The sequence below is a fragment of the Thiothrix sp. UBA5583 genome (assembly GCA_002425225.1).
Taxonomy (GTDB): Bacteria; Pseudomonadota; Gammaproteobacteria; order Thiotrichales; family Thiotrichaceae; genus Thiothrix; species Thiothrix moscowensis.
The window spans coordinates 108,699-135,480 of record DILV01000031.1; the positions used below are offsets into that span (position 1 = coordinate 108,699).

The 26,782-nt window shown below is 55.2% G+C and carries 28 protein-coding genes; 24 read left to right on the forward strand and 4 right to left on the reverse strand.

The genetic code is table 11. The features are described 5' to 3' along the window. Positions 1 to 75: 75 nt before the first annotated feature. The 4 genes from hemB (at position 76) to B2U47_RS13210 (ending at position 3,081) form a co-directional block, all read left to right on the forward strand. On the forward strand, positions 76 to 1,083 hold the full coding sequence (gene hemB, locus B2U47_RS13195) for a porphobilinogen synthase (RefSeq protein WP_296674357.1): 1,008 nt from the start codon (positions 76 to 78) through the stop codon (positions 1,081 to 1,083). Beyond that, positions 1,076 to 1,900 carry a shikimate dehydrogenase gene (aroE, locus tag B2U47_RS13200; protein ID WP_296674358.1) on the forward strand — a complete coding sequence of 275 codons (825 nt, stop codon included), beginning with the start codon at positions 1,076 to 1,078 and terminating at the stop codon, positions 1,898 to 1,900. Before hemB ends, aroE begins: the two co-directional genes overlap by 8 nt. Positions 1,901 to 1,984: 84 nt before the next feature. After that, positions 1,985 to 2,647 carry a c-type cytochrome gene (locus B2U47_RS13205; RefSeq protein WP_296674359.1) on the forward strand — a complete coding sequence of 221 codons (663 nt, stop codon included), beginning with the start codon at positions 1,985 to 1,987 and terminating at the stop codon, positions 2,645 to 2,647. Between the two features lie 119 nt (positions 2,648 to 2,766). Beyond that, positions 2,767 to 3,081 carry a hypothetical protein gene (locus B2U47_RS13210; protein WP_296674360.1) on the forward strand — a complete coding sequence of 105 codons (315 nt, stop codon included), beginning with the start codon at positions 2,767 to 2,769 and terminating at the stop codon, positions 3,079 to 3,081. A gap of 3 nt (positions 3,082 to 3,084) precedes the next feature. On the opposite strand, the gene B2U47_RS13215 is transcribed toward B2U47_RS13210, so the two are convergent. After that, the gene (locus B2U47_RS13215; RefSeq protein ID WP_296674361.1) at positions 3,085 to 3,669 is read right to left on the reverse strand and encodes a Maf family protein; all 585 of its coding nucleotides are present in this window, start codon (positions 3,667 to 3,669) and stop codon (positions 3,085 to 3,087) included. Positions 3,670 to 3,798: 129 nt separating this feature from the next. On the opposite strand from B2U47_RS13215, the gene B2U47_RS13220 reads away from it, so the two are divergent. The 6 genes from B2U47_RS13220 (at position 3,799) to B2U47_RS13245 (ending at position 8,443) form a co-directional block, all read left to right on the forward strand. Next, the gene (locus tag B2U47_RS13220; protein ID WP_296674362.1) at positions 3,799 to 4,344 is read left to right on the forward strand and encodes a YceD family protein; all 546 of its coding nucleotides are present in this window, start codon (positions 3,799 to 3,801) and stop codon (positions 4,342 to 4,344) included. Between the two features lie 6 nt (positions 4,345 to 4,350). Next, positions 4,351 to 4,548, forward strand: a complete 198-nt coding sequence (rpmF, locus tag B2U47_RS13225; RefSeq protein WP_296674363.1) for a 50S ribosomal protein L32 — start codon at positions 4,351 to 4,353, stop codon at positions 4,546 to 4,548. Positions 4,549 to 4,631: 83 nt separating this feature from the next. Continuing rightward, a complete protein-coding gene (gene plsX, locus B2U47_RS13230; protein ID WP_296674364.1) occupies positions 4,632 to 5,663 on the forward strand; it encodes a phosphate acyltransferase PlsX in 1,032 nt (343 codons plus the stop codon). Continuing rightward, entirely contained in the window at positions 5,660 to 6,628 is a 969-nt protein-coding gene (locus tag B2U47_RS13235) for a beta-ketoacyl-ACP synthase III (protein WP_296674365.1), read from the forward strand. The genes plsX and B2U47_RS13235 overlap by 4 nt, the downstream gene beginning before the upstream one ends. Further along, positions 6,628 to 7,116: a CYTH domain-containing protein gene (locus B2U47_RS13240; RefSeq protein ID WP_296674366.1), complete on the forward strand. Its 489-nt coding sequence runs from the start codon at positions 6,628 to 6,630 to the stop codon at positions 7,114 to 7,116. The genes B2U47_RS13235 and B2U47_RS13240 overlap by 1 nt, the downstream gene beginning before the upstream one ends. 13 nt (positions 7,117 to 7,129) lie before the next feature. After that, positions 7,130 to 8,443, forward strand: coding sequence for a DEAD/DEAH box helicase (locus B2U47_RS13245; RefSeq protein WP_296674367.1), 1,314 nt, complete (start codon positions 7,130 to 7,132; stop codon positions 8,441 to 8,443). A gap of 56 nt (positions 8,444 to 8,499) precedes the next feature. Here the strand turns inward: B2U47_RS13245 and B2U47_RS13250 are convergent, their stop codons facing one another. Then, positions 8,500 to 9,738: a DUF1015 domain-containing protein gene (locus B2U47_RS13250; RefSeq protein ID WP_296674368.1), complete on the reverse strand. Its 1,239-nt coding sequence runs from the start codon at positions 9,736 to 9,738 to the stop codon at positions 8,500 to 8,502. Positions 9,739 to 9,790: 52 nt separating this feature from the next. Beyond that, entirely contained in the window at positions 9,791 to 11,098 is a 1,308-nt protein-coding gene (locus tag B2U47_RS13255) for a TlpA family protein disulfide reductase (protein ID WP_296674369.1), read from the reverse strand. A 192-nt stretch (positions 11,099 to 11,290) separates the two neighbouring features. Here B2U47_RS13255 and B2U47_RS13260 point away from each other — a divergent pair, with 192 nt between their 5' ends. Together B2U47_RS13260 and B2U47_RS13265 are read left to right on the forward strand one after the other, a co-directional pair. Then, on the forward strand, positions 11,291 to 12,514 hold the full coding sequence (locus tag B2U47_RS13260; protein ID WP_296674370.1) for a TIR domain-containing protein: 1,224 nt from the start codon (positions 11,291 to 11,293) through the stop codon (positions 12,512 to 12,514). Between the two features lie 111 nt (positions 12,515 to 12,625). After that, positions 12,626 to 14,089, forward strand: coding sequence for an SUMF1/EgtB/PvdO family nonheme iron enzyme (locus B2U47_RS13265; protein WP_296674371.1), 1,464 nt, complete (start codon positions 12,626 to 12,628; stop codon positions 14,087 to 14,089). 18 nt (positions 14,090 to 14,107) lie between these two features. On the opposite strand, the gene B2U47_RS13270 is transcribed toward B2U47_RS13265, so the two are convergent. Continuing rightward, complete coding sequence (locus B2U47_RS13270) at positions 14,108 to 14,416, reverse strand: DUF2007 domain-containing protein (RefSeq protein ID WP_296674372.1); 309 nt, start codon at positions 14,414 to 14,416, stop codon at positions 14,108 to 14,110. Between the two features lie 143 nt (positions 14,417 to 14,559). Here B2U47_RS13270 and B2U47_RS13275 point away from each other — a divergent pair, with 143 nt between their 5' ends. The 12 genes from B2U47_RS13275 to B2U47_RS13330 all read left to right on the forward strand — a co-directional run bounded on the left by B2U47_RS13275 (position 14,560) and on the right by B2U47_RS13330 (position 26,648). Further along, on the forward strand, positions 14,560 to 15,003 hold the full coding sequence (locus B2U47_RS13275; RefSeq protein WP_296674373.1) for an LEA type 2 family protein: 444 nt from the start codon (positions 14,560 to 14,562) through the stop codon (positions 15,001 to 15,003). Continuing rightward, the gene (gene dcd, locus B2U47_RS13280; protein ID WP_296674374.1) at positions 15,000 to 15,566 is read left to right on the forward strand and encodes a dCTP deaminase; all 567 of its coding nucleotides are present in this window, start codon (positions 15,000 to 15,002) and stop codon (positions 15,564 to 15,566) included. The genes B2U47_RS13275 and dcd overlap by 4 nt, the downstream gene beginning before the upstream one ends. 167 nt (positions 15,567 to 15,733) lie before the next feature. Further along, complete coding sequence (gspD, locus tag B2U47_RS13285; protein ID WP_296674375.1) at positions 15,734 to 17,809, forward strand: type II secretion system secretin GspD; 2,076 nt, start codon at positions 15,734 to 15,736, stop codon at positions 17,807 to 17,809. Then, positions 17,806 to 19,320 carry a type II secretion system ATPase GspE gene (gene gspE, locus B2U47_RS13290; RefSeq protein WP_296674376.1) on the forward strand — a complete coding sequence of 505 codons (1,515 nt, stop codon included), beginning with the start codon at positions 17,806 to 17,808 and terminating at the stop codon, positions 19,318 to 19,320. Before gspD ends, gspE begins: the two co-directional genes overlap by 4 nt. Beyond that, positions 19,320 to 20,540 carry a type II secretion system inner membrane protein GspF gene (gspF, locus tag B2U47_RS13295; RefSeq protein WP_296674379.1) on the forward strand — a complete coding sequence of 407 codons (1,221 nt, stop codon included), beginning with the start codon at positions 19,320 to 19,322 and terminating at the stop codon, positions 20,538 to 20,540. Before gspE ends, gspF begins: the two co-directional genes overlap by 1 nt. A gap of 153 nt (positions 20,541 to 20,693) precedes the next feature. Beyond that, positions 20,694 to 21,680 carry an exopolysaccharide biosynthesis polyprenyl glycosylphosphotransferase gene (locus B2U47_RS13300; RefSeq protein WP_296674381.1) on the forward strand — a complete coding sequence of 329 codons (987 nt, stop codon included), beginning with the start codon at positions 20,694 to 20,696 and terminating at the stop codon, positions 21,678 to 21,680. A 56-nt stretch (positions 21,681 to 21,736) separates the two neighbouring features. Next, positions 21,737 to 22,777 carry a selenide, water dikinase SelD gene (gene selD / locus B2U47_RS13305; RefSeq protein ID WP_296674383.1) on the forward strand — a complete coding sequence of 347 codons (1,041 nt, stop codon included), beginning with the start codon at positions 21,737 to 21,739 and terminating at the stop codon, positions 22,775 to 22,777. A gap of 2 nt (positions 22,778 to 22,779) precedes the next feature. Next, positions 22,780 to 23,904: a tRNA 2-selenouridine(34) synthase MnmH gene (mnmH, locus tag B2U47_RS13310; protein ID WP_296674384.1), complete on the forward strand. Its 1,125-nt coding sequence runs from the start codon at positions 22,780 to 22,782 to the stop codon at positions 23,902 to 23,904. A 78-nt stretch (positions 23,905 to 23,982) separates the two neighbouring features. Beyond that, complete coding sequence (locus B2U47_RS13315; protein WP_296674386.1) at positions 23,983 to 24,267, forward strand: segregation and condensation protein A; 285 nt, start codon at positions 23,983 to 23,985, stop codon at positions 24,265 to 24,267. Next, complete coding sequence (locus B2U47_RS13320) at positions 24,264 to 24,701, forward strand: DUF2384 domain-containing protein (RefSeq protein WP_296674388.1); 438 nt, start codon at positions 24,264 to 24,266, stop codon at positions 24,699 to 24,701. The genes B2U47_RS13315 and B2U47_RS13320 overlap by 4 nt, the downstream gene beginning before the upstream one ends. Positions 24,702 to 24,992: 291 nt before the next feature. Then, positions 24,993 to 25,952, forward strand: coding sequence for a CRISPR system precrRNA processing endoribonuclease RAMP protein Cas6 (gene cas6, locus B2U47_RS13325; RefSeq protein WP_296677946.1), 960 nt, complete (start codon positions 24,993 to 24,995; stop codon positions 25,950 to 25,952). Between the two features lie 36 nt (positions 25,953 to 25,988). Beyond that, complete coding sequence (locus B2U47_RS13330) at positions 25,989 to 26,648, forward strand: Uma2 family endonuclease (RefSeq protein WP_296677949.1); 660 nt, start codon at positions 25,989 to 25,991, stop codon at positions 26,646 to 26,648. The last annotated feature ends 134 nt before the right edge of the window (positions 26,649 to 26,782 follow it).

The following is a 26,782-nucleotide window of genomic DNA, read 5'->3' on the forward strand; positions in this document are numbered from 1 at the left end:
CATGCAGCAGACTTTTGCAAAGGTAGGCATTACGCGGCAAAATAAGCCACCTTTCCACCACATGCAGGGCTTGCAATGGCTAACTTCCCCGGAATGTACCCCTATACTCGAATGCGTCGTATGCGCCGCGATGATTTTTCCCGTCGCCTGATGCGTGAAAACGTGCTGACTGTTAACGACCTGATCTGGCCTGTGTTCGTGCTGGAAGGGCAAAACCAGCGTGAAGCCATCAGTTCCATGCCGGGTGTGGAGCGCGTGAGCATCGACTTGTTGGTGCAGGAAGCCGAAGCCGCAGCGAAACTGGGGATTCCGGCGATGGCGATTTTCCCCGTTACCCCACAGGAAGCGAAGTCCGACAAGGCCGAAGAAGCTTGGAACCCGGATGGTTTGGCGCAGCGTGCGGTGCGTGCGTTGAAAGCTGCCGTGCCGGAATTGGGTGTGATTACCGATGTGGCACTCGACCCGTTTACTTCCCATGGGCAGGACGGGCTGATGGATGAAAATGGTTACATCCTCAACGATGAAACAGTGGCGGCACTGGTCAAACAGGCGTTGTCCCATGCTGAAGCGGGGGCTGATGTGGTCGCCCCTTCCGACATGATGGACGGGCGTATCGGTGAAATCCGCGATGTGCTGGAGCAACATGGGCATGTGAATGTGCGGATTCTGGCATATTCCGCCAAATATGCCTCCAGTTTCTACGGGCCATTCCGTGATGCAGTCGGCTCGGCAGCCAACCTCAAGGGTGGCAACAAATACAGCTACCAGATGGATCCTGCCAATTCCGATGAAGCCTTGTGGGAAGTCGCGCTTGATCTTCAGGAAGGTGCAGACATGGTGATGGTCAAGCCAGGGATGCCTTATCTGGACATCGTGCGCCGGGTCAAGTACGAGTTCAAAGCACCCACCTATGTCTATCACGTCAGTGGTGAATACGCGATGTTGAAAGCAGCGGGCATGAATGGCTGGATCAACGAAAAAGCCTGTGTGATGGAAGCCTTGCTCGGGATGAAACGCGCTGGTGCAGATGGCATCCTCACTTATTACGCCAAACAGGTGGCGGAGTGGTTGAAACATGGTTGACCGCTACGCCGTATTCGGCAATCCCATTGCTCACAGCAAATCCCCACGCATCCATAACCTGTTTGCCCAACAGACGGGCGAATCGGTGGAATACAGTGCCTTGCTATCCGAGCCGGAAGAATTTGCGCAGGACGTGATGATGTTCCTTGTCACTGGCGGCAAGGGTTGCAATGTAACTGTGCCTTTCAAACAGGAAGCGTGGGAATTGGCGGATGAGCTTTCCGCTTACGCTGCCCGTGCCAAAGCGGTGAATACGCTGGCATTCCGCGATGATGGCACGTTGTACGGCGCGAATACCGACGGGATCGGCATTGTGCGTGATCTCCAGCAAAACCACGGCATTGCTTTGCAAGGTCAACGCATCCTGCTGCTGGGGGCGGGTGGGGCAGTACGTGGCGTGTTGCAACCGTTGCTGGAAGCGCACCCCTTCAGCCTGTTTATCGCCAACCGCACAGCCGCTAAAGCCACCGAACTGGCGCAGGATTTCACCGAATTTGCTCGCGTTGCGGGTGGTGGTTTCGATGAAATCAGTGGTCAGTTTGACCTCATCATCAATGGCACGGCAGCCAGCCTGCAAGGCGATTTGCCACCGCTACCCGCTGGCTGTCTGGCAGAGGGTGGTAGTACCTACGACATGATGTATGCCGCCAAACCGACCGCTTTCGTGCAATGGGGCAGGGCGCAAGGGGCAGCCAAGGCACTGGATGGCTTAGGAATGCTGGTCGAGCAGGCAGCGGAAGCCTTTTTCATCTGGCGTGGTGTGCGCCCGGATACTGCGCCGATATTGGCACAGTTACGTGCTGAATTGGGCGGCTAATATCAATATTTACCTTGTGGAAATGGATTAGACTGGGAGCATAAGGTTCTGGTGTCTAACCGATAAACTGCAAGGAGTCGCAGTATGAAAAAGCTGATTGTTTCCACCCTGTGTGCTGTTCTGTCCTTTTCCGCATCGCATACACTGGCTGAAGGCAAGCCCATTGATCCGCTAGCGGGAAAAGCCCTGTACGAAACCTATTGTTTCATGTGTCATGACCGTGGTCTGGGCAATGCCCCACGTCCGGCGGAAAAGGCGGATTGGAACAAATTGTTGCCCTTGGGCGAAGATACTCTGTTCAAGGCAGTGATTGATGGCCCCAGCCACATGTACCCCAAAGGCATCAGCCCGGTCTGGTCTGAGTGGGAACTGCGCAGCATGATCCGTTACATGATGAGTACTGTGGCGGATGCGGAAAGCCAAAAGCAGGTCAACACCGCCAGTGCCGCAGACAAGGAGCATCACTTGCAACTGTTGCATGGGCGCAAGCTGTATGAGCAGACTTGTTTCAAGTGCCACGATTACGGCGATCTGGGTGCGCCCCAGTTGGGTAGTCTGGAAACATGGGCAGGTCGCAAGGACAAGGGTCTGGATGCACTGGCAAGAAGCGTGATTGATGGTAAAGGTCACATGTATGCACACGGTGGCAGCAACAGCCTTTCCATTAACGAATTCAAGTCGATGATTACCTACATGCTGAGCAGTCTGGAAGAAGGCTGGGTTTCACCACAAAGAAACTGCAAGTAAGCGGCAAGGTTGTTGTGTGGGCGCAGAATGACCAATGGTGCTTGTATTATGGGGCGGGTGGGCTAAACTTGTGCTGTCATTAACCCGGATAATCACAAACATAGTAACAGGAATCCACCATGCCCCAAATCATCATCAAATACAAACTGAAGGAAGGCGTTACCCGCGAGCAGTATGAGAGCTGGACGCGCACTACCGACTACCCGACCATGCGTGGTTTGACACGGGTGGCGCGTTTCGTCAATTACCGTACCGTGCGCAACCTGTTAAGTGAGGCTGCCCCCACGGTTGATTACGTCGAGTTTTTCGACATCGCCGACATGGATGGCTTCCTGACAGAAGACATGGGTAGTAGCGTCGTGCAAGCGGTCATGGGCGAATTCATGCAGTTTGTTGACGCCCCCGAGTTCCTGATTGCCGAGGAAGTGGTGTAAACCTCACCCCAGCAAATCGACCCCCGCCTGTTGCAACATCTGGCTCAGGCGGATCAGTGGCAGACCCATCAGCGCGGTTGGGTCGTCCCCGTACATGCGTTGGAATAGCGTAATCCCCAGGCTTTCCGAGCGGAAGCTGCCCGCACAGTTGTATGGTTGATCTTTGCGCAAGTAACGATCAATTTCTGTATCCGTCAACTCACGGAAATCCACCGAGAATGGCACAACATCCAGTTGGTAGCTGTCGTCACGGCTGTCATAAAGGCATAACCCGGTTAGAAAATCGACGGTCTGCCCGGATGAGTTCTGTAGTTGCCTGACGGCATTTTCGTGATTGCCTGGTTTGCCGATGACTTGCGCGTGCAAGACCGCACACTGGTCAGAGCCAATGATCAGTGCGTCCAGGTGTTGTTCTGCCACCTTCCGGGCTTTTGCCAGTGACAGGCGAAGCACCATGTCGCGGGCACTTTCACCGCTAAGGCGGGTTTCATCAATGTCAGGGGCAGCAGTAACAAACGGCGTTTGCAAACGCTGCATCAGTTCGCGCCGGTAGGGCGAGGTCGAGCCAAGGATCAGTTGCCGGGTCATGATGTCACGCTGTGATGGCTTATCTGGTAGGAAAGGGCGGAATGATACGCAAGATATGCGCATTCCCCAAGTAAAAAAGCCAGAAATTTCTTTACACTGCCTAGTCTGGATTCATATAATCCCGCGCTTATGTTGAACAGGTTGCCCGTAGACGTTAATCCCTTCCGACTGGTCGAGCAGAAAAAATGCCTGACTGGTTTGATGTCGCCCCAGCAAATGCCACGTCTGGCTGAAATGGTGCTGGCTGAAACCGGGGATTTCGCAGTGGAACTGGATTTTACCCGCAGTGTGTCCGGCTTGCCCATTATCAGGGGATATGTGCGCGGGACAGCAGTGCTGGAATGCCAGCGTTGTATGCAGGCGGTGGAAATTCAGGTGGATTGCACGGTGCAAGTTGCCCTGACAACGTTTGAGTCGGATGAACGTCCTGAACAGGAAGGCTTTGAAGCCTGGCTGGTAGAAGACGACCGGCTGTTCTTGCAGGATTTCGTCGAAGATGAAATTCTTCTTGCCCTGCCCCTGGTGGCGCGGCATGAGCAGTGTGAACCACTCAAGGCACTGATTGAAGCCTTGCCAGAGGATTTGCCTGCCACTGAAAGTGAGCACACGGATGACGCACCGCAAGGTCGTAAAAATCCGTTTGCGGTTTTGAAAGATTGGAAAAAAACGGAGTAACTAACGATGGCAGTCGGTCAAGCCCGAATGACACGTTCTAAGCGTGGTATGCGTCGTTCCCACGATGCGCTGAAAAACCCAACCATTTCGGTTGATCCGGTATCCGGTGAAAATCACCTGCGTCACCACATGACCGCAGACGGTTTCTATCGCGGTCGCCAGATCATCAAAAATGCAGTGGATGTCGCCGATCAGGATGACTAAGTTGCTAATTTTTAGCACTTCTGCAAACAGATGATATAGAATCGCGGGCTTGACCCGCGATTTTTTTTCAGGAGAGGGGAAGCATGACTGAGCGGTATCGCATTGCGCTGGATGCGATGGGGGGAGATCATGGATTGTCAGTCGTGGTGCCAGCCGCACTGCAAGCCCTGCAACAATATAATGACATTGAGCTGATTCTGGTAGGTGATGAAGCACAAATCGTGGCTACCCTGTCTCAGCACAAGTCCGCACCAGGCAACCGGTTACACATCAGGCACGCCTCCCAGGTGGTGGCAATGGATGAGTCACCTGCTCTTGCCATGAAAAACAAAAAAGACTCGTCGATGCGGGTGGCGATTAATCTGGTAAAAACTGGTGAAGCTGGAGCCGCCGTGAGTGCCGGAAATACCGGGGCACTGATGGCAACGGCGCGTTTTGTGCTGAAAACCTTGCCCGGTATTGACCGTCCGGCGATTTGCGGTATTCTGCCGACTACGCGCGGGCATGTCCACATGCTGGACTTGGGGGCGAATGTCGATTCCGAAGCCGAACACCTCTACCAGTTTGCATTGATGGGTTCAGAACTGACTAAGGCGATGGATGATAATAATTCCAGTCCGAAGGTCGGTTTGCTTAATATCGGGCAGGAAGCCATCAAGGGCAACGAACAAGTCAAAGCTGCCAGTGCCTTGCTGCAAAACAGCCCGTTAAACTACATCGGTTATGTGGAAGGCGACGATATTTACCACGGTGATGTTGATGTGGTGGTCTGCGATGGTTTTGTTGGCAACGTCGCACTCAAAACCAGTGAAGGTTTGGCGAAGATGGTATCGGCACAGTTGAAAACCGAATACTCCGCCAACATTTTTACGAAAATTGCGGCATTGATTTCCATGCCGGTATTGAAAGCATTTCGCCGCAAATTCGACCCAAGACGTTATAATGGCGCCAGTTTGCTAGGCTTGCAGGGTATTGTGGTGAAAAGCCACGGTGGAGCGGACAGTTTGGCGTATGCTAACGCCATTGGTATTGCCCGCACCGAAATTATCCAGCAAGTGCCGCAACGTATTCACAAACAACTCGAACATTTGCTTGCACAGAGGCAGAACGCATGATCTATTCGCGCATTACCGGAACTGGTGGTTATTTGCCGGAAAAAGTGTTAACCAACAAAGACTTGGAAAAATTTGTTGACACAACTGATGAATGGATTGTGGAACGCACTGGCATTCGTCAGCGTCATGTGGCAGAAACACAGTCCGCGTGCGACCTGGCAGAAATTGCGGCGCGTCGTGCCCTTGAAATGGCAGGTAAAGCGCCTGAAGACGTTGACCTGATTGTGCTGGGTACATCCACCCCTGATTTGGTGTTTCCTAGCACCGCGTCGTTGTTGCAGGGTCGGCTGGGCATTAAAAATGGCGGTGCGGCATTTGATGTGCAAGCGGCTTGTTCCGGTTTCGTGTTTGCGCTCAGTGTTGCCGACAAGTTTGTCAAAAGCGGTGTCAGCAAATGTGCGTTGGTAGTTGGCGCAGAAACCATGACCCGCTTGATGGACTGGAATGACCGTGGCACTTGTGTGCTGTTCGGTGACGGTGCTGGCGCGGTGCTGCTGGAGGCGAGTGAGGAGGCAGGTATCCTGTCGACGCATTTGCATACTGACGGTGCTTACGAGCATTTGTTGAATGTGGCAGGTGGCATTTCACGCAATAGTGAAGCCTTGCTGGAAGGGCGTGCGTTTCTGCAAATGAAAGGCAATGAAGTTTTCCGCATGGCAGTGAATACCTTGGGGCGCATCGTGGATGAGACGCTGGATGCCAACCAGATGAGCAAATCTGATGTTGACTGGCTAGTGCCGCATCAAGCAAATATCCGCATTATTCAGGCAACCGCGAAAAAGCTGGATATGCCGATGGAACGGGTAGTTGTGACGGTGGCTGATCAGGGCAATACCTCGGCAGCATCCATTCCGTTGGCATTGGATACTGCTGTACGTGACGGGCGCATCCAGCGTGGTGAAGTGTTATTGCTGGAAGCCTTCGGTGGCGGTTTCACCTGGGGTTCTGCATTAGTGAAGTTCTGATGGCTACCGAAATTGAGCGCAAATTCCTGTTGGTGTCGGATGCATGGCGGCAGTTGGTCGTGCGTGCTGAAACCTTCCGCCAGGGTTATTTGAGCAACAATCCCCGCGCATCGGTGCGGGTACGGATTGCCAACGACACGGCAACGCTGAATATCAAGGGCATGACCATTGGTTTGCAACGCCCTGAATACGAATACACGATTCCGCTGGCTGAAGCGGCGGAATTGCTCGATCAGTTGTGCGAACGCCCGCTGATTGAGAAAACCCGCCATTTTGTCGAGTTTGGCGGAAACCTGTGGGAAATAGACGAATTCCACGGTGACAATGCGGGCCTAGTGGTCGCAGAGGTCGAACTCGATTCCCCGGATCAGGTAATCATGATGCCCGCATGGGCAGGCAAAGACGTTTCCCATGTGGAGCGTTATTACAATGTCCGTCTTACTCAATACCCCTATAATCGCTGGACGGCAGAGGAACGGGGTTACTAAAGGTTTTTATACAATGTCATTTTCTGAACTCGGCTTGGCCGAGCCGTTACTGCGTGCCATTGCCGAGCAGGGCTATGCCACGCCTACCCCTATCCAGCAGCAAGGCATTCCGGCGGTGCTGTCTGGTCGTGACCTGATGGCGGCAGCGCAAACCGGTACAGGCAAAACTGCTGGTTTCACCTTGCCGTTGCTGCACCGTTTGATGGAGGGCAAACGCCCGGTATCCAACCATATTCGCGCCCTGGTACTGACACCAACCCGTGAACTGGCTGCGCAAGTAGGCGAAAGCGTGCGTGATTACGGCAAACATTTGTCGCTGACTTCTGCCATCGTGTTCGGTGGTGTCAGCATCAATCCGCAAATGATGGCGCTGCGCAAAGGGGTTGATGTGCTGGTGGCAACACCGGGGCGTTTGCTGGACTTGTACAACCAGAATGCGGTGAAGTTTTCCCAGGTGGAAATTCTGGTGCTGGATGAAGCTGACCGGATGTTGGACATGGGCTTTATCCGCGACATCCGCAAGATTCTGGAGTTGCTGCCGAAACGCCGCCAGAATCTGCTGTTTTCCGCAACATTCTCTGACGACATTACCGCCTTGGCGAAGGGCTTGTTGCATAACCCGCAGCAAATTTCGGTTAGCCCGCGCAATGCTGCTGCCAATACCGTTACGCAATCGGTTTACCTGATTGACAAGGCGCGGAAAACGGCTTTGCTGAGCCATCTGGTGCGGGAAAACCAGTGGGAACAGGTGCTGGTGTTTACCCGTACCAAGCACGGAGCCAACCGTTTGGCAGAAAAGCTGGAACGTGACGGCATTACGGCTGCCGCGATTCACGGCAACAAGAGCCAGGGGGCGCGTACCAAGGCTTTGGCGGATTTCAAGCAGAACAATATCCGCGTGCTGGTTGCCACCGACATCGCGGCACGTGGCATTGATATTGACCAGTTGCCGCACGTCATCAATTTCGAGTTGCCGAATGTGGCGGAAGATTACGTGCATCGTATCGGACGTACCGGGCGGGCAGGGGCAACCGGTGAAGCGATTTCGCTGGTGGAGCCTGAAGAGTACAAATTCCTGCAAGGTATTGAAAAGCTGATCAAACAGAAACTGCCACGTGAGACTTTGCCGGTCATCAGTGTAGCGCCAGAACGCCCACGTAGTGAAACCCCGGCAGTAGTGCAGCAGCCAGCAGGTGCGGACAAACCCAAGGCGCAACATCGCCCGAAGAAACGCCCCAGCCGTGCGCAAAAGAATGAAGCACGGGTAGCGGCAGGGTTGCCGCCGGTCAAGCGCAAGCCAAAACCGAACAAGCCAAAAGCGGCGTAAACCGCGCGTACCGGGAGCAAGGCAAGTTTAGCGCTTGCCTTGCTACAAGTGTGGGATCAATCCAGCAGGTAAGAAACTACGCCATCCGCCAGTTTGGGTTCAAACCAGGTGGATTTGGGCGGCATCACGTCATTGTTATCGGCAACTGCCATCAAATCAGCCATGCTGGTAGGGTACAGGGAAAAAGCCACTGCCATTTCACCGCTGTTGACCCGTTTTTCCAGCCCTTCCAACCCACGAATACCCCCCACGAAATCAATGCGTTCGTCACGGCGCGGGTCGCTAATGCCAAGCACTGGCTCAATCAGGTAACGCGCCAGACGGCTGACATCCAGACGGGCTACTGGGTCATCGTTAGGCATCAGTTCCGGGTGCAGGGTCAGTTTGAACCACTGTTGATCCATGTACATGCCGAAAGTGCCGGGTTCGGTCGGCTTGACAGGTGTTGCCGAAGGTTGCAGGTCGAAATGTTGCTCAACAGCCGCCAGAAATTGTGCATTGTCCATGTCATGCAGATCCCGGACTACCCGGTTGTAGTCAAAGATTTTCATCTGGTGGTGCGGGAAAATCACTGACAGGAAATAATCCCACGGCGCACTTGCTGCGTTGCCGTGCTGCTCATGGCGCATTTTGGCGATGCGGGAAGCCGCTGCCGAGCGGTGATGCCCATCCGCAATGTAAATGGCGTGCATGGCATTGAAGGCTTCCGTCAGTTGCGCAATATCTTCTGCGCCATCAATCAGCCACAAGGTATGCTGGATACCGTCATCAGCGGTTGCATCCAGCACTGGCTGCCGTTGGGTGGCGGCTGCCAGAATCCGGTCAACCACGGGCGCATCCGGGTAAGCCAGCAGTACCGGGCCAGTTTGCGCATTCACGGCATCAATCTGGCGTACCCGGTCGTCTTCCTTCACCGGGCGGGTGAACTCATGTTTGCGGATACGGTTGGTGTCGTAATCGGCGACGGAAGCGCCCGCGACCAGCCCGGTTTGCTCGTGACCGTTCATGATCAGGCGGTAAGCGTAGTAACAAGGCTGCTCATCGCGGATCAGCAACCCTGCCTCAATGGTGCGGGCAAGGTTTTCGGCTGCCTTGGCGTAGACTGCCGGGCTGTAAGGGTCGGTATCTTCCGGCAGGTCGATTTCCGGCTTGGAAATGTGCAGAAAACTCCACGGTTTGCCGTCGGCACGCTCGCGGGCTTCGGTAGAATTCAGTACATCATACGGTGGTGCGATCACTTCAGCGGCGCGACCGGGGGCAGGGCGCAAGCCCCTGAATGGTGAAATCAGATTCATGTTGGCAACCTTTTATGCATCAGATCGAGGTGCGGGCATTATAGCGACCGCCTTACTTCGTCTCCAGCTTCATGGTGGTTTTGAGGGTATCCACTACTGCCGGTTCATCCCATTCCAGCCCACCGAAATAAGCAAGCCGGATATAGCCTTCCCGGTCAAGCACAAAGGTGGTGGGGAACGCCCGCAGATCCCACGGCTTGACTGTGTTGCCTGCCGGGTCGAGCATCACCGGGTAGTCCGCCGGGTAGTTTTCCAGAAAGGCAATAACATCTTCTTCAGGCTGACCGACATCCACGCTGAGTACTACAAACTCATCCTTGGCAAACTTTGCTTGCAAGCGCCCTAGCGAGGGGATTTCCTTGATGCAGGGCGGGCACCAGGTTGACCAGAAATTGAGGAGCACGACTTTGCCCCGATAGTCTTGCAAGTCGTGGGTTTTGCCGTCGATGTCGGTGAGCTTCAGGGCTGGAGCCTGCTTGTCACCGGGGAAGGGCTGCAAACCTTCCTTCATGTCGCTGACAGTCAGACCTTTACTGTCGTCGGTAGCGGTTGATGCCGCAGCGGTTGGCTGTGTTGCTGCCGGGGCTTCCAGTTTGACGCTTGTCAGCATCTCAACCGCCTGTTTTGCCAGTGTGGGGAATTGCTTTGCCTGTTTGATTTCGGCTTCCTCACGATCTTCGCGGGTCAGGTAGCCATCACTGGCGTCTTTGACCAGTTTGCTGTAAACGATGCTGCCACCGCTGAGCAGTTTGTCGCTCAGTTCGGTGAGGTAGAAACGCTTGCCGGAATTTTCCGGCTGGATGATGAACAGTGCCGCACGGGTTTGTTCCACCACCGGCAACCAGCTTTCCGGCTGCCCCGGCTCAGGGGTGTTAGCAGATAGATTGGGGTGAAGCAGGATCATGCCGCCGAAACGGGTTTCATCCGGGTGAGTTTTCTGCCATTGCTGCAAAGCCAGCAGCGCAAGGGCGGCACTGCGCTCGCTGCTGAGTACATACAGCTTGCCTTGCGGGTCATCCGGCAGGCTGGACTGGATCAGGTCGGCAATCGCCTGGGGGGGGACACCGCTCATGGCGGTACGCCCCGGCGTGAGGAAATAGGCGCTGTGCAGGTCGGGCATCCACACCTCTAGCCCTTGTGTTGCCATGCTGCGGGCGAGGGGGTAGGTTTCGGTGGTTTCCAGCCCGTATTCTGACGGCAGCCACAGGATACGCTGGGGATTGTTGCCGAAACGGGCGATGGGAATTTCCGTACCGCTGGCGAGTTTCAGGTTGGTATTGCTGTCAGGGGTCGCACTGGCGTACAGCGGACAAACAAGAGTGATCAGCAAAAAGAACAGTAATTTGCGCAATGATTTCATCCCGGCTCCATTTGGATTTTTTTATAGGGCGCTATTGTGGTGTGTTCGCGGGATTTCGGCAACCTGTCGCGATGAATGTTGTGGTTTGCAGGGCTGCACCCGGTATAAAGCGCCTGTATGGTGGGTTTCGCTGATACCTGAATTCTGCTATTAATTCGTCAGGAATTTTGCACAAGGGTGTCGCCGGGAATCATGTCGCAACCACCACGAGTTTTTATCAGCTACCCACGCGATGGCGCGAATGGCCAGGCATTGGCGCGAGAGCTGTACCAGCGTCTGGCAGCAGAAAATATTGCTGCGTTTCTGGATGAGGAAAATATCCTGTTCGGCGACCGCTGGATTCAGATGTTATCTGAGGGCGTGAAATCCTGCCGGGTCATGTTGTCGGTGGTGTCGCCTGCTGCCCATGACCGCCCGTGGGTGGAAAAGGAATATATCGCTGCGAGTGAGCAGAAAGCCCTGATTATCCCGGTATTGGCGGATGAAGGTAGTTTGCCAATCCAGATCAAGGATTTGCAGGCGGCAAAACTCTATGGCGACTGCAAGGAAAGCCAGTGGCAACGCCTGCTTGCCCGTATCCGCCAGCAGTTGCCCGACAGTACCAGCACCCTGCGCAAGGTTGAAACTGCCTATTTGGAAAACCTGCTGCGTGACAACGAAGAACGCGCCCTGCGTTTTGCGGGCAAAGTCTACGCGCCGTTGGCAGGGCAATTCCGCAAGGAACACAAGCGGGTAGCGGTTGCTTGCATGTCGCCACGTTTACGCCACCGCAAGCGTACCGAATATGCGGAACCGCTGGAAGTTGTGAGTGAGTGTGTGGAACACGATGATGTCATCGCTGCTTTTGCTGAGCATAAACGGCTGGTAGTTCTGGGTGAACCGGGTGCGGGCAAAACCTTTTCCTTGTGGCGCATAGCTGCTGATTCTGCGCAAAAGGCACTGGAACAGTCGGGGCAACTCTTGCCAGTAGTGATCCCGCTCAACCGTTGGGATAACCCCAGCCTCACCTTGCATGATTTCGTGCTGGAACAGTTGGATGGTTTGGCAAGCCACTTTGCCGATTTGTACCACAGTAAACGCTTGCTGCCGCTCTTCGATGCCCTGAACGAAATCCCCTTTGACCAGCGTGAGGAAAAACTGCCGCAAGTCCGCGCGTGGCTGGAGCGTTACCCGACTGCATCCGTGTTGCTGACCTGCCGTTTGCGGGATTATCGCGGGCCGCTGGATCAGGAACTCGACCGCCTGACGATTGAGCCGCTTGACCCGCCGCGTATCCACGATTTCCTGCACAACTATTTTGCCGAAGACGAAGCTGCGCACGGGATGGCAGAAAGCCTGTTCTGGCAATTGGCAGGCGGGGAAGCAATGCGTGCAACGTGGGAAGACTGGAAAAAACGTGGGCATGAGAACCACTGAGAAGAATTCTGGACGCTGGCAGAAATCCCGCCAGCGTGGAAAACAGGCGACAACAAATATTGGTGGGGAGATGAGAACAGGCAAAAACACCTGAACGACTCCCGTAGTTTAATGAAACTGGCAGCCAACCCTTATCTGCTGACCCAGATGGTGGTGATTTACAGCGAACAGCAACAATTGCCAGAGAGCCGCATTGCGTTGTTCTCCGAGTTTGTCGAAGACCTGATTTATCGGGAAAAACAAGCCAAACCGGAAAACCATTACCCCAAAGCGCATGAGGAACAGCTCAAAGCGGAACTCAAACAACTGGCATGGCAACTGCAAAGCCGTACCAAGTCTGCTCAGGAAGTGCGCACGGTGTTATCCCGTTCTGAGGCAGTTGCCACCATGCCATTGCCCCGGTTGGAGTTCGCCGCTGCTGCCAGCTTGTTGGAGTTGACCCGTGACAGCGTGCGTTTTTCACACCAGTTGCTACAAGAATTTTTTACTGCGCAAAGTTTTGAAGAACGGCGGGCAAATGGTTTACAAGCCCGAACCCTCTGGCCTGCTGAACAATGGTGGGTTGCCAACGGTTGGGAGGAAGCAGCCAAACTTGCGGCTGAATACGAAGCCGACCCCAAACCCTTTTTGCAATGGCTGGCGGCTGGCAACCCTAAATTGGCAGCGGAAATTGCCCGTGAACAAGGGGTGCTGGATGACATTTTGTTTGCCGAATTTCGCACCCAATGGCAAGACGCCATCACTAGTATTGTGGACTATCCCAACCCTCACGAGCGCCATGCCCTCAGTACTGTGCTGGCATGGCTAGACTGGGATAATCGCCCACATATCGGTCTGGATGCCAAGGGCTTGCCTGACATCGACTGGGTAGAAATCCCTGCGGGTGAGTTCACCTATCAGTATGGCGAACGTTTGTCTCTGCCAAGCTACAAAATGAGCCGCTATCCAGTCACCAATGCCCAGTTTTATGCTTTTGTGATAGCTGAAGATGGTTACGGCAATGATTGTTGGTGGCAAGACCTGCAAAAGCCGGAAATACCCCATAAGCCATATTGGAAAGAAAATAACCGTCCTGTGGAGCAAGTGAATTGGTACGAGGCAATGGCTTTCTGCCGCTGGTTGTCTAAAAAGCTGGACTTGGATATTCGTCTGCCTACCGAAGAGCAATGGGAAAAAGCCGCACGAGGAACGGATGGTCGGGTATATCCGTGGGCTAAATACTACAAAATAGGTTATGTTAATATCGACGAAACAGCTCGTTATGGTGGTCCAAAAGTTGGTGGGCTTTTTCTGGAAGAAACTTCTGCCGTTGGTATTTACCCTCAAGGTCAATCGCCCTACGGTCTGATGGATATGTCCGGGAACGTTTGGGAATGGTGTCTCAATAAGTATGATGAACCCCAGATAACTACTGCCGATGTTTCAGGCGGTGGTCGTGTGGCTCGGGGAGGTTCATGGTACGTCAATGCTGAGTATTGCTGCGCCTCTTTTCGCAGCCCCGGTCATCCGCGCTATCGCAACAACGATCAAGGTTTTCGGCTTGTGTGTTGTTTGCGCTCCCATTCTTCTCACTGATCACTGAGCTACTGGGCACTATCCCCGCACGTACCCACAGTTCCAGCAACTGGCAAATTGCCCTTCCAGTTGTTCATGGCACTGTGGGCATTCCCACGGTGGGGCATTAGCCTGCGTTTCCAGCGTCAGGCGGATAACCGCAAGAGCGCAGGCTTCGTCTTTGTGATGTACCCAGATTTCCGGCCAGGTTTCGTTGATGGGCAATTCGCCCGTACCGCCGCTGAGAAAGTAGTTTTTCAGCACGCAGTGAATTCCGGCGTTTTCCAGAACATCCCTGATAAAGCCTGCCATCATCGGTGTGGCGGAAGTGTAGACTCGTTTCATCATGCTGATCATTCTAGCGATTTTATGGGCAACTACCGTAAACCCGGACTAGCAGTGGGTTTAAACGTGTTTGTGTATCCACAGTTTTCCGTCAGGGCTTTTTTCGTTTAATATGCGCTGATTAACCCGACATGAAGAACAAATCCATGCTGAAAAGAAGTTTCCTGCTCTTGTCTGCCGCCTTGCTGCTACCAGCGTGCAGCAGTGTTCCCGGCGTTATTGAGCAACCCACCATTTCCATCCAGAACATCGGCTTGCGTGACATCTCCCTGACACAAGGTACGGCGGTCATCACGCTCAATGTCAATAACCCCAATGCTTTTCCTTTGCCGATCAAGGGGATTGAGTACGGCTTGCGTCTGAATGGTCATCCGGTTGCCAGCGGTGATCAGGTGCAGGAGCAAAGTATTGGCGCACGTCAGGAAGTGCCGGTCAACATTCCGGTCAGGCTGGATTTTGTGGAACTGGCACGGCTGGCGCCGGTGGCATGGCGTGAACGCCGTTTGCAGTATGACCTGACAGGTGCAGTCAAACTGCCGTTGATTAAAGTGCCATTCCAACGTCAGGGCGGGGTAGGGGTGCAGCAATGAGCATAAAATCCGACCACTGGATTCGGCGCATGGCAGCACAACAGGGCATGATCGAGCCATTCGAGCCGGGGCAGGTACGGGCTGTCAATGGTGAGAAAATCGTTTCCTACGGCACATCCAGCTATGGCTATGACGTGCGTTGTGCCAATGAATTCAAGATTTTCACCAATATCAACAGCACCATCGTTGACCCCAAAGCCTTCGATGAAAAGAGTTTTGTCGATTTTACCGGGGATGTTTGCATTATCCCGCCCAATTCGTTTGCATTGGCGCGAACCGTGGAATACTTCCGCATTCCGCGCAGCGTGCTGACCGTGTGTCTGGGTAAATCGACCTATGCCCGTTGCGGCATTATTGTGAATGTGACCCCGCTGGAGCCAGAGTGGGAAGGGCATGTCACGCTGGAATTTTCCAATACCACTCCGTTGCCTGCTAAAATTTACGCCAACGAAGGTGTGGCGCAAATGCTGTTTTTTGAGTCAGACGAAATTTGCGATACCTCCTACAGGGATCGGGGTGGCAAGTATCAGGGGCAAATGGGCGTAACGCTGCCCAAGACCTGAAATGGCCTGATTACCTGCGCAGCCGATAGCCTGAATATGCTGGATATTCCATGCCATCTGTTGCATGATCGTGGCCTGCTGTTAGCCGGATTGGTGCGCAAACGTTACTAAACTGGCACTGCGTGAAATTGCGGCTGCATGAGCAGTCAATGGATAACAGGTTTTCAATGAAATCATATAATAAACAGTTAAGTTCAGTGTTTTCCAGTTTGTCACTGGCATGTTCCCTGTTCCTGCTGGCGACACCCGCCAATCTGAATGCGGAGGAAACGCCCCGCATCAACTTGCAGGATGTCGAAATCCGCACACTGATCGACATTGTGGCGCAACATACCGGCAGGAACTTCATCGTTGATCCCCAGGTTCGCGGCAAGGTGACGTTTGTTTCCGGGCGCGGGCTGGACAAGGATGATCTGTACGAAGCCTTTTTGTCGGTGTTGCAGGTACACGGTTTCGATGCGGTCGAATCCGGCAACCTGACCAAGGTTGTGCCGACCGGCAAAGCGCGTTCACAAGTTGCCCCACTGGTACAGGATGCCAGCGAAAGCGATGTGGATGAAACCGTCACTGAAGTGGTGAAACTGGACTACATCCCGGTAGCAACCGCCATGCAAACCCTGATTCCCCTGAGTGGGCAAGGTGAAACCCGTATCCAGCCCAACCAGTCGAGCAACTCGGTGGTCATTACCGGGCGGGCGCAAAACGTACAACGTTTGCGGGCAGTGGTTGAAAGTATCGACAACCCCAACAACGACGATTTTGAACTGGTAGCACTGGAGTTTGCGGTGGCTTCCCAGGTAGCAGCTACCCTGCAAGGCTTGATGGCAACCGGGGCGGGTGGTGCAGATGGTGCGCCATTGCCAGCCGGTGGTCGGGTTTCGGCGGATGAGCGTACCAACAGCGTGCTGATTTCCGGGGATAAGCAAACCCGTGAACGTATGAAAAAAGCCATTGCCCGTCTGGATGTGCAGCGTGCCACCGAAGGCGATACCCGGGTGATTCCGTTGCGTTATGCCAAGGCGGAAGATGTGGTGGCTGTGCTGAATGGTGTTTCGCCTGCGCTGCAAAAGCAGTCCGGTGCAGTGCCAGCCGCCGGGGGCGGAGCAGGTGGCGCTGCGGCAGCACCTTCCGTTTCCTCAGCCAGTTCGGGCGGGGTGACGGTACTGGCGGATAAATCCAGCAATTCCATCATCATCAGTGGCCCGCCCACCTTGCAGAAAAACATGATGAAGGTGATTGCCCAGCTTGACCGGCGGCGGGCGCAAGTGCTGGTTGAGGCCATCATTGCCGAGGTTTCCACCGATCTGACCAACAAGCTGAGTGCATCCTTGCTGTCCAATGGCGCACGGGATGGCAACGGCCCGGTGGGAATCAGCAACTTTGGCGGTTTGTCGACGGTTGCCGGGTTGTATGGTTCCGTCAAGGCGGGGTCGGCTGCCAGCTTGCCGACCGGCTTGTTGTTGGGTGGCGGCAATGACAGTTTTGGCCTGATTGCCGAAGCCCTCAAAGGCGATGCGGCAACCAACATCCTGTCTACGCCTACACTGGTGACAGTTGACAATGAAGAGGCTGAAATCACCGTCGGCCAGGAAGTGCCGTTTATTACCGGCAAGAGCACCAATAGCTCCAGTGATACCACCAACCCCTTCACCACCATTGAGCGCAAGGATGTTGGTCTGAAATTCAAGATCACCCCGCAAATCAACCGGGGTGAAACCGTCAACCTGAAAATTGATCAGGAAACCTCCAACGTGGCTTCCAGCAGTGCGGGCGCTTCTGACCTGATTACCAACAAGCGCCGCATTACCACTAACGTGATGGTGGAAGACGGGCAGATTTTGGTGCTGGGTGGCCTGATTGAAGACAACTACCGCGATTCCGAAAGCAAAGTGCCGGTGCTGGGCGATGTGCCGGTGCTGGGTGGGCTGTTCCGCAACAATACTACCAGCAAGACCAAGCAGAACCTGATGGTGTTCATCCACCCGGTAATTTTGCCGGACGGACAGTCAGCCGACGCTTACACCCGTCAGAAATACCATACCATGCAGCAGCAACAGCAGCGTAGTGGCGTTACCCAGCGTGGTAGCCTGCCACAAGGTGCTTCCACCTTGCCAGCCGACATGAACAAGGTCACACGGGGGTCGGCAGACGATTTGCATAACCCACCACCTGCTGCACCCAAGCCAGTTACGCCAACGGGTAGCTGCAACAAGAGTGATCCTTTCTGCAACGGAACGTTATGAGCGACATCCATACCAGCGTTGAAACTGCACCCCAGCGGGAACTGCCCTACAGTTTCGCCAAGCGGCATGGTGTGTTGTTGCAGCCGGGCGGGCATGGCATCAATGTCCTGTGCCGTAGCGGCTTAACACCGCTGGCAGTGGCGGAAGTGCAGCGTTTCATCCCCGGTCAGTTGCATTTTCAGACAGTCAGCGCGGAAGAATTTGACCGTATGCTGGCGAGCCACTACGACCGCAGTCAGGTCGGAGCCGCGATGATCCAGGACATTGGGGATGATGCCGATTTGCAGGACATTGCCGGTTCCCTGCCAGAACCGGAAGACCTGCTGGAATCGGAAGATGATGCCCCCATCATCCGCCTGATCAATGCGTTGCTGACTCAGGCGGTCAAGGCAAATGCTTCCGACATCCATATTGAAACCTTTGAATCACGCATGTTGGTGCGGATGCGGGTAGACGGCGTGCTCGTCGAAGTGATTGAACCGCCGCGCAAACTGGCTCCCTTGCTGATTTCGCGCATCAAGGTCATGGCGCGGCTGGACATTGCCGAAAAGCGCCTGCCGCAGGATGGGCGCATTTCCCTGCGGGTTGCCGGGCGGGCGGTGGATGTGCGCGTTTCCACCCTGCCATCCGGGCATAGCGAGCGGGTGGTATTGCGTTTGCTCGACAAGCAGGCAGGGCGTTTGAACTTGTCGCATCTGGGCATGGAACCCGGCATTTATGCCCGCCTGCAAAGCATGATCGAAAAGCCGCACGGCATCATTCTGGTCACAGGCCCGACCGGTTCGGGGAAAACCACCACCCTGTATGCAGCTCTGGCTCATCTGAATGACAGCCGCCGCAATATCCTTACCGTGGAAGACCCCATCGAATACTACATCGACGGGATTGGGCAAACCCAGGTCAACAGCAAGGTCGACATGACCTTTGCGCGTGGCTTGCGTGCCATTTTGCGCCAAGACCCGGATGTGGTGATGGTGGGCGAAATCCGCGACCTGGAAACGGCAGAAATTGCTGTGCAAGCCAGTTTGACCGGGCACTTGGTGTTTTCCACCTTGCATACCAATACCGCGATTGGTGCCGTCACCCGTTTGCGTGATATGGGGGTAGAACCTTACCTGTTGGCATCCAGTTTGCTGGGCGTGCTGGCGCAACGGTTGGTGCGAGTGTTGTGCCCGGCGTGCAAAGTCCCGATTCTGGAAGACAAGACCGAGCGTGACCTGTTGCGTCAGCATCTGTCTGATGATGATGATTTGCAGGGCAAAAGCCCTTACCGACCGGTTGGCTGCCCCGCCTGTAACCATACTGGCTTTGTGGGGCGACTGGGGATTTACGAGTTTGTGGCAATCGACGACCAGTTGCGGCAAATGATCCATGACTGTGCCAGTGAACTCCAGATGGGTGAGTACGTACATCGGCATACCCCGTCACTGCGGGATGATGGCATCCGTCTGGTACTGGAAGGCAAGACTTCGCTGGATGAAATCCTGCGCGTCACACGGGAGGAAAGTTAGTGCCCGCGTTTGAATACCTCGCCCTCAATGCTGCGGGGAAAGAGGAACGCGGCATTATGGAGGCGGACACGCCCCGCCAGGTTCGCCAGCTTTTGCGCAACGGCGATCTGGTGCCGATGGAAGTCAATGAAGTTGCCCAGAAACAGAAAAAATCCGAAAGTGGCTCGCTGTTTCGTGGCGGGCGTTTGCGGCCTGCCGATCTTGCCCTGATGACTCGTCAGCTTGCCACGCTGGTACGTGCAGGTTCCCCGGTCGAGGAAGCGTTGGGGGCGGTGGTGCGTCAGACTGAGCGCAATTCCGCCCGCCGGGTGTTTTCCGCGATCCGCGCTCGGGTGACAGAAGGGCATTCGCTGGCGAATTCACTGGGACTGTTTCCGGGTGCTTTTCCAGCTTTGTATCGTGCTACCGTGGGGGCTGGTGAGCAGTCCGGGCATTTGCCCGAAGTGCTGGAACGCTTGGCGGATTACACCGAAAACCGCCAGCACAGCCAGCAGAAAGTCACTGCTGCACTGGTGTACCCGATGGTATTGTTGCTGGTGGCGGTGGGGGTGGTTTCTGCCTTGCTGCGTTTCGTTGTGCCTAAAGTGGTGGAAGCGTTTGCCACCTTGGACATCGAGTTGCCGTTGTTGACCCGGATGCTGATTGCGTCCAGCGATTTCCTGCGCGATTACGGTCTGGCCTTGCTGGTGGGGATTGGTTTGCTGATTGCGGGCATTGTCTGGTTATTGAAACGCCCGTTATGGAAACGCCGCTATCATCGGCTGTTGTTGCGCCTGCCAGTGATCGGGCGGATTGTGCGTGGGGTCAATACGGAACATTTTGCCCGTACTTTCAGCATTCTCAGCAGCAGCGGTGTGCCGGTGCTGGATGCGATGAAGATTTCTGCCGAAGTAGTCATCAATATTCCCATGCGCGAAGCAGTGCTGGATGCTGCCGAACGGGTACGTGAAGGGATGCCGATCCACCGGGCGCTGGAACGTTCCGGTTTCTTCCCGCCGATGATGGTTTACCTGATTGCCAGTGGTGAGGGCAGCGGCAAACTGGATGATATGCTGGAACGCGCTGCCATCCAGCAGGAGCGCGAAACCCAGGCTCGCATGGCGACCCTGCTCAGCTTGCTGGAGCCGGGGCTGATCCTGTTCATGGGGGGGATTGTTACCCTGATCGTGCTTTCCATCATGTTGCCTGTTATGGGCGGTATGTCAAAAATAATGCACTAATGCTGTTCCATAAATAAAACTTTGTGCATCTCGTCAGCAAAAGCGGGGCAGTCAGTCGTTGTCTGGTTGCCGAATCCCTGTCCTTGTCGCATAGTGTCCGCAAGTTAATAGCAAAAATTATCTGAGTCCTTACGACTTACGGAGCACAAGCCCATGTCCGAGAGCAGCCTGTCATTCCGGTTGACCGCCGCGTCGTTTTTTCAGGAAAAGCCCCAGCGCAGTCTGCGCATGGTTGCTGAAGCCCGTCAGCCACTCGTTCATGTCTATGCACCAGAACACGATGTTGCCCACGTCAGCGATGTCCTGAAGCGTGCCAATATTCCCCATGTCATCAACCAGTATGAGCTGCGGGATTATCAGGGCAAAACCCTTTGTTTTTTCAAACGTTCTGATCTGAGCAGCTACCAACTGGAGTTTCTGGTGAATGCCGCCAGTGCCGGTGGGCAGGTGGAGGCGTTGCTGGATTATCTGGATCGGCATCTGCATTTCGTGGAGGTGGAGTTGCTGCACGGTGATTACTTGCTGGACAGCAACATCATGCGAGCAGCCCGCAGGCATGAGAAGCAATGGAGCAAGCGGGTGATGGATATTGGCTTGTCGCTGTTGTTGTTGTGCCTGACCCTACCAGTGTGGGTGCTAACTGCGTTGGCAATCCGGCTGGAATCAGCGGGGCCGGTGTTTTTTCGCCAGCGCCGTACCGGGCTGTTCAATCAGGAGTTTGAGATCATCAAGTTCCGTTCCATGCGTCAGGATGCGGAAAAAGATGGAGCGAAATGGGCGTCGAAAAATGATAGCCGTATTACCCGTGTCGGTTCTTTCATCCGCAAGACCCGGATTGACGAGTTACCGCAGTTGATCAACGTGTTGAAAGGGGAAATGTCCCTGATCGGGCCGCGCCCGGAACGTGAGGTTTTCATCCGTGAACTGGAACAGGTGATCCCTTTTTACCGTTTTCGTCACATGGTCAAACCGGGTGTTACCGGGTTGGCGCAGGTGAAATACAGCTACGGTGCATCGGTGGAAGACGCCATGTACAAGCATCGCCATGACATTTATTACATCAAGCACCAGAATCTCTGGTTGGACATGCATATCCTGCTGCAAACTGTGCGGATTGTGGTGACAGGGCAGGGTGTTTGAGCAGCAGCGCCAGTTTGGCGTATGATGCAGCCCTTCGTTTTTTGGAATCTGTCTGTATGCAAAGCCCGATCCGCATGACCGAATACAGCCACGGCTCCGGCTGTGGCTGCAAGATTGCCCCCGCCGTGCTGGATGTGATCCTGCACAGCCAGTTGCCCCCCGATGTGTGTGATGCCCTGTTGGTGGGCAACAGTTCCCGCGACGATGCTGCTGTTTACGACTTAGGCAATGGCACTGCGGTTATCAGCACTACCGATTTTTTCATGCCGATTGTCGATGACCCGTTCACCTTTGGGCGTATCGCCGCTACCAATGCCATCAGTGACATCTACGCCATGGGCGGCAGACCGCTCATGGCGATTGCGATTTTCGGCTGGCCGCTGGACAAACTGCCGCCGGAAGTTGGGCGCGAAGTGGTGGAAGGCGGGCGCAAAGCCTGTCAGGACGCTGGCATCCCGCTGGCTGGCGGGCACAGCATTGATGCCCCCGAACCCATTTTCGGCCTGGCAGTCACCGGCATTGTCGACACTGCCAACCTCAAACAGAACAGCACAGCCAAGGCTGGCAGCAAGCTGTACCTGACCAAACCTTTGGGCATCGGTATCCTCACCACGGCACAGAAACGCAAAGTTCTGCTGCCGGAACACAGCAACCTTGCCGCCGAAGTGATGTGCCGCCTCAATACCTTAGGGGCGGAACTGGGCAAGCTGGCTTGCGTTACTGCCCTGACGGATGTTACCGGTTTTGGTCTTGGTGGGCATTTGCGCGAAATGTGCGAAGGCAGTGGGGTACAAGCCGTGATCCATTTTGAGCAGATTCCGGTGCTGCCACATGTACCGCAATATCTGGAACTGGATTGTTCACCGGGTGGAGCCAAGCGCAATTTCGACAGTTACGGCTACGCACTGGGCGCGATGAGCGAACGTCAGCGTCAGATCCTCTGCGACCCGCAGACCAGTGGCGGCTTGCTGGTGGCGGTCGACCCGGCGGGTGAAGCGGATTTCCTGATGGTGTGCCGTGATGCTGGTTTCGATTTGCAGCCGATTGGCTACCTGCGTGAGCCGGTCACGGACTCAGCCCTGATCACGGTAGTCTGACCATGCTGGAAACCGATAAGGATCTGCCACTGTTGGACGATTTGCAGGCGCTGTTCCTGCACGATGTGCCCATGCTGGATGTGCGTGCGCCGGTAGAATTCCGGGAAGGTGCTTTCCCCACTGCCTTGAACCTGCCGCTGATGGATGACAAGGATCGGGAAGAAATCGGTAGGCGTTACAAGCAGCAGGGACAGGATGCCGCCATCGAGCTGGGTTTGCAGCGGGTGAGTGGCGAAATCAAGTCTAGGCGGGTGGCGGCGTGGGCGGAATTTGTCAGGCAACACCCGGATGGCGTGCTGTACTGCTTCCGGGGTGGCTTGCGGTCGCGGGTGTCGCAGCAATGGCTGTTTGAGCAGACCGGCATCCGCTACCCACGGGTCAAGGGCGGCTACAAGGCCATGCGCCGTTTTCTGCTGGAGCAACTGGAGAACCTGCCCGCCAACTTCCAGCCAGTAGTATTGAGTGGGCGCACGGGTTCGGGTAAGACCCGTTTCCTGCGTACTTTCCAGCAGCAGCTTGATCTGGAAGCATTAGCCAACCATCGTGGCTCAGCGTTTGGCACGCAGCCGACCCCACAGCCGACCCAGATCAATTTTGAAAATGCGCTGGCAATTGCCTTGTTGCGCAAGTTTCATCAACAGCAGTTTGCGCTGTTGTTTGAGGATGAAAGCCGCATGATCGGCTCGGTGCATATCCCGGAAACCTTTTTCAACACCTTGCGCAATGCCCCATTGGTACTGATGGAAGTGCCGGATGAGGAGCGGGTGGACATCAGCTATCAGGAATACGTGGTGGACACCTCGGCTGCGTTCACTGCCTTGCATGGCGGGGATATGGCGGCAGGGTTTGTGGCTTTCCGCGATTATTTGCTGGGTAGTCTGGGGAAAATCCACAAGCGGTTGGGCGGGGTGCGTTACCAGCAGTTGCTGCAACAGATGCAGGCTGCACTGGCAATACAGGCGGAAACTGGCGAAACGCAGGCGCATCAGGCATGGGTGCGTACTTTGTTGCTGGATTATTACGACCCGATGTATGACTACCAGATTAGCAACAAGCAGGCGCGGCTGGTGTTCAGCGGGACAGCAGACGAAGTACGCCAATTCCTTGCGGGGCAAGGCGTTATCTAGGGATACCCTACCTTTGTGGTATGGTAATGGCGGGTCACTTGGGATAGTTTCAGCACTTTCAGGTTTGAGGCAAGACAGATGTCAACAGAACATTCCACGGAAAAACGCATTTTGATGGCGATGCGCAAGACGCTGGCACGGGTTGTGCGCGACCTGACCCCCCATGCGACCGCGACCAGTTACCCGTTGACGGAGGGTACGGTGGAAGACATCAAGAAATGTTTCGACCTGATTGCTGCCCGCGAGCGTGAGCTGATGCAGGCCGCAGGCGTGGAAAACCAGGATCGCCCACACTTCATTGATGAAGAACGTACCACCAACGTGGTGAAGATTTCCGGTCTCAAAAAGCAGGATGGCGTATGAAGACTTTACCTGACGATGAAATGATGGTGTTGACACAAGCAGTGATTCAGCATCTGGATGAGTGGGACATCAGCGGGGAAGACATGCTGGCGGTGCTGGGTTTGGCGGATGATGTCAAGCCGCGCCATTTGTCGCAGTATCGCCAGGGCATGAAAGCCTTGCCGCAGACCGAAGACATGATGTACCGCATCGACCATCTGGTGGGGATTGCGGATGCTTTGCGCACTACGTTCCCGTTCAGTAGCCAGATGCGGGTGTTGTGGTTGCAAAAGCCGCATCGCCGTTTCCAGAAGCGCTCCCCGCTGGCGGTGATGCTGGCAGAGGGTACGGATGGCTTGATGAAAGTCCGCATTGAGGTTGATTGTGCTTATGGGTATGCAATCAACGATGCCCTGCACGCTGCCGCCCAGCAGCAAAGCAACGCTGCCGCCTGAATTGGGTGTGACCGGAAGTGATGCTATTTTTGCGGCTTCGCCGTTACCCCTCACCCCAACCCCGCACCCAGCCCCTTACAGGGTCGTCCCTCAAGGGGAGAGGGGCTAAAAAACATCTTTCTTACTCCCCCTCGCCCCTTGAGGGAGAGGGGGCAGGGGGGTGAGGGGTAATTCGGAGGGTGATAATTGTGCTAAGCACCACTTCCGGTCACACCCGCCTGAATTCCCCCCGTTTGACAAGCTTGCTGGGCTTGGTGTGCCGGTGCTTGTGCCTTACACTCGGCTGGTCTGATGAACGAGCCGAAACCGATGAATTTCCAGTTGCCTGTTGCCCGTTACCGTTGTGTGTTCCGGGCGGAAACCCCGATCCGTTTTCCTGCCTACGCCGGGTCTACCTGGCGGGGGGCGTTTGGTCATGCCTTGCGCCGTACCGTGTGCATGACCCGCGAGCCGGAATGCGGGCAATGCCTGTTGTGGCGCTCGTGTGTGTACAGCCAGGTGTTCGAGACGCCTGCGGGCAGGGGGCCAATGCTGGAAAAGGTCAATACTGCACCGCACCCTTACATCATGCATCCGCTGGAGACTTCGGGCAGGCAGTATGCGCCGGGGGATGAGTTCGCGCTGTATCTGACCTTGCTGGGCAAGGCGGTGGAGCATTTGCCTTATCTGATCCACAGTTTGCAGCAGGTGGGGGAGCGCGGTTTGGGTAAGCAGGGCGGGCAGTGCAGCTTGCAGCAGGTGGAACAGGAAAACGAGGTGGGTAGTGGTGTGTGGGTGAGCATCCATACGTCGGGGGGCAGCTTGCAGGCGTTGCCGGGTAATGTGCCGCTGGTTCCGCCTGTGCCTGATGGTGAGGTGCGGGTGCATTTGCATACGCCGTTCCGCTTGTTGCAGGAGGGTACGCCAGTACACAGCGAGCGTTTCAGTTTCCAGCTTTTTTTCAATACGCTGATGCGGCGCTTGAGCCTGTTGCACGCTTTCCATGCCGGGGTGGAGTTGGAGGCGGATTTCAAGGCGCTCAGTCAACAGGCGGCAGCAGTGCCGTTGCTGCAAGCGCAATTGCATTGGCATGAGTGGTCACGTTATTCCAACCGGCAGCAGAGCAAGGTGCAAATGGGCGGGTTGCTGGGCAGTTTTGGCTTGCCTGCGGGACAACTGGCGGAATTCTGGCCGTGGTTGTGGCAGGGGCAGTGGGTTCATGCGGGTAAGGGGGCGGTGATGGGCATGGGTGGGTATTCGCTGGATTGCTGATATACTCAAAAGAACACCTTGCAGGAGGATGCCGTCATGCAGTTTCATATCAGCCAGATCACCTTTCCGCCGGATGCCGAGGTCATCATCCGTGATGTGCCGTGGGGTGAGTTTGAGCGTTTCATGGAGGAACTGGGTGAGCGTAGTAGCCTGCGCATTCACTACAGCAATAAAAGGATACATTTGATAGCGCCATCTGCCGGGCATGAGGTTCCCAAGGTTTTTATCGGTGATTTCATCAAATACATGCTGGAACACTACCATCGGGATTTCCAGGGGTTTGGTTCGGTCACATTGCGTAATCCGTCGGTGGAAAAAGCGGTGGAGGCGGATGAGTGCTTTTATATTGAGCGTGAGGCAGCCGTGCGCGGCAAGGATAAAATCAGTCTGGATATTGACCCGCCGCCTGATCTGGCAGTGGAAATCGACATTTATTCGGCGACTGACCGGGGCTTGTATGCGGCGTTGGGTGTGCCCGAGTTGTGGATTTATGATGGCAAGCGGCTGGAGATGCTGCTGTTGCGGGATGGGGATTATGTCGCGGTTGATTGCAGCCCGCATTTTCCGGGGTTACGGTTGCGGGATAAGGTTCCTGCGTTGATTGCTCTGGGTAAACAGGATGGGCGTAACGCGGCAATGAAGACTTTTCGTGCCTGGGTGCAGGAACAGGCTGCTGGTGTGGGGAGTCGGGGGTGATGCAGGCGGTCTGTTGGCTCGGGTGTGACCGGAAGTGATGCTCTTTTTGCGGCTTCGCCGTTACCCCTCACCCCAACCCCTCTCCCTCAAGGGGAGAGGGGCTAAAAAACATCTTTCTTACTCCCCCTCGCCCC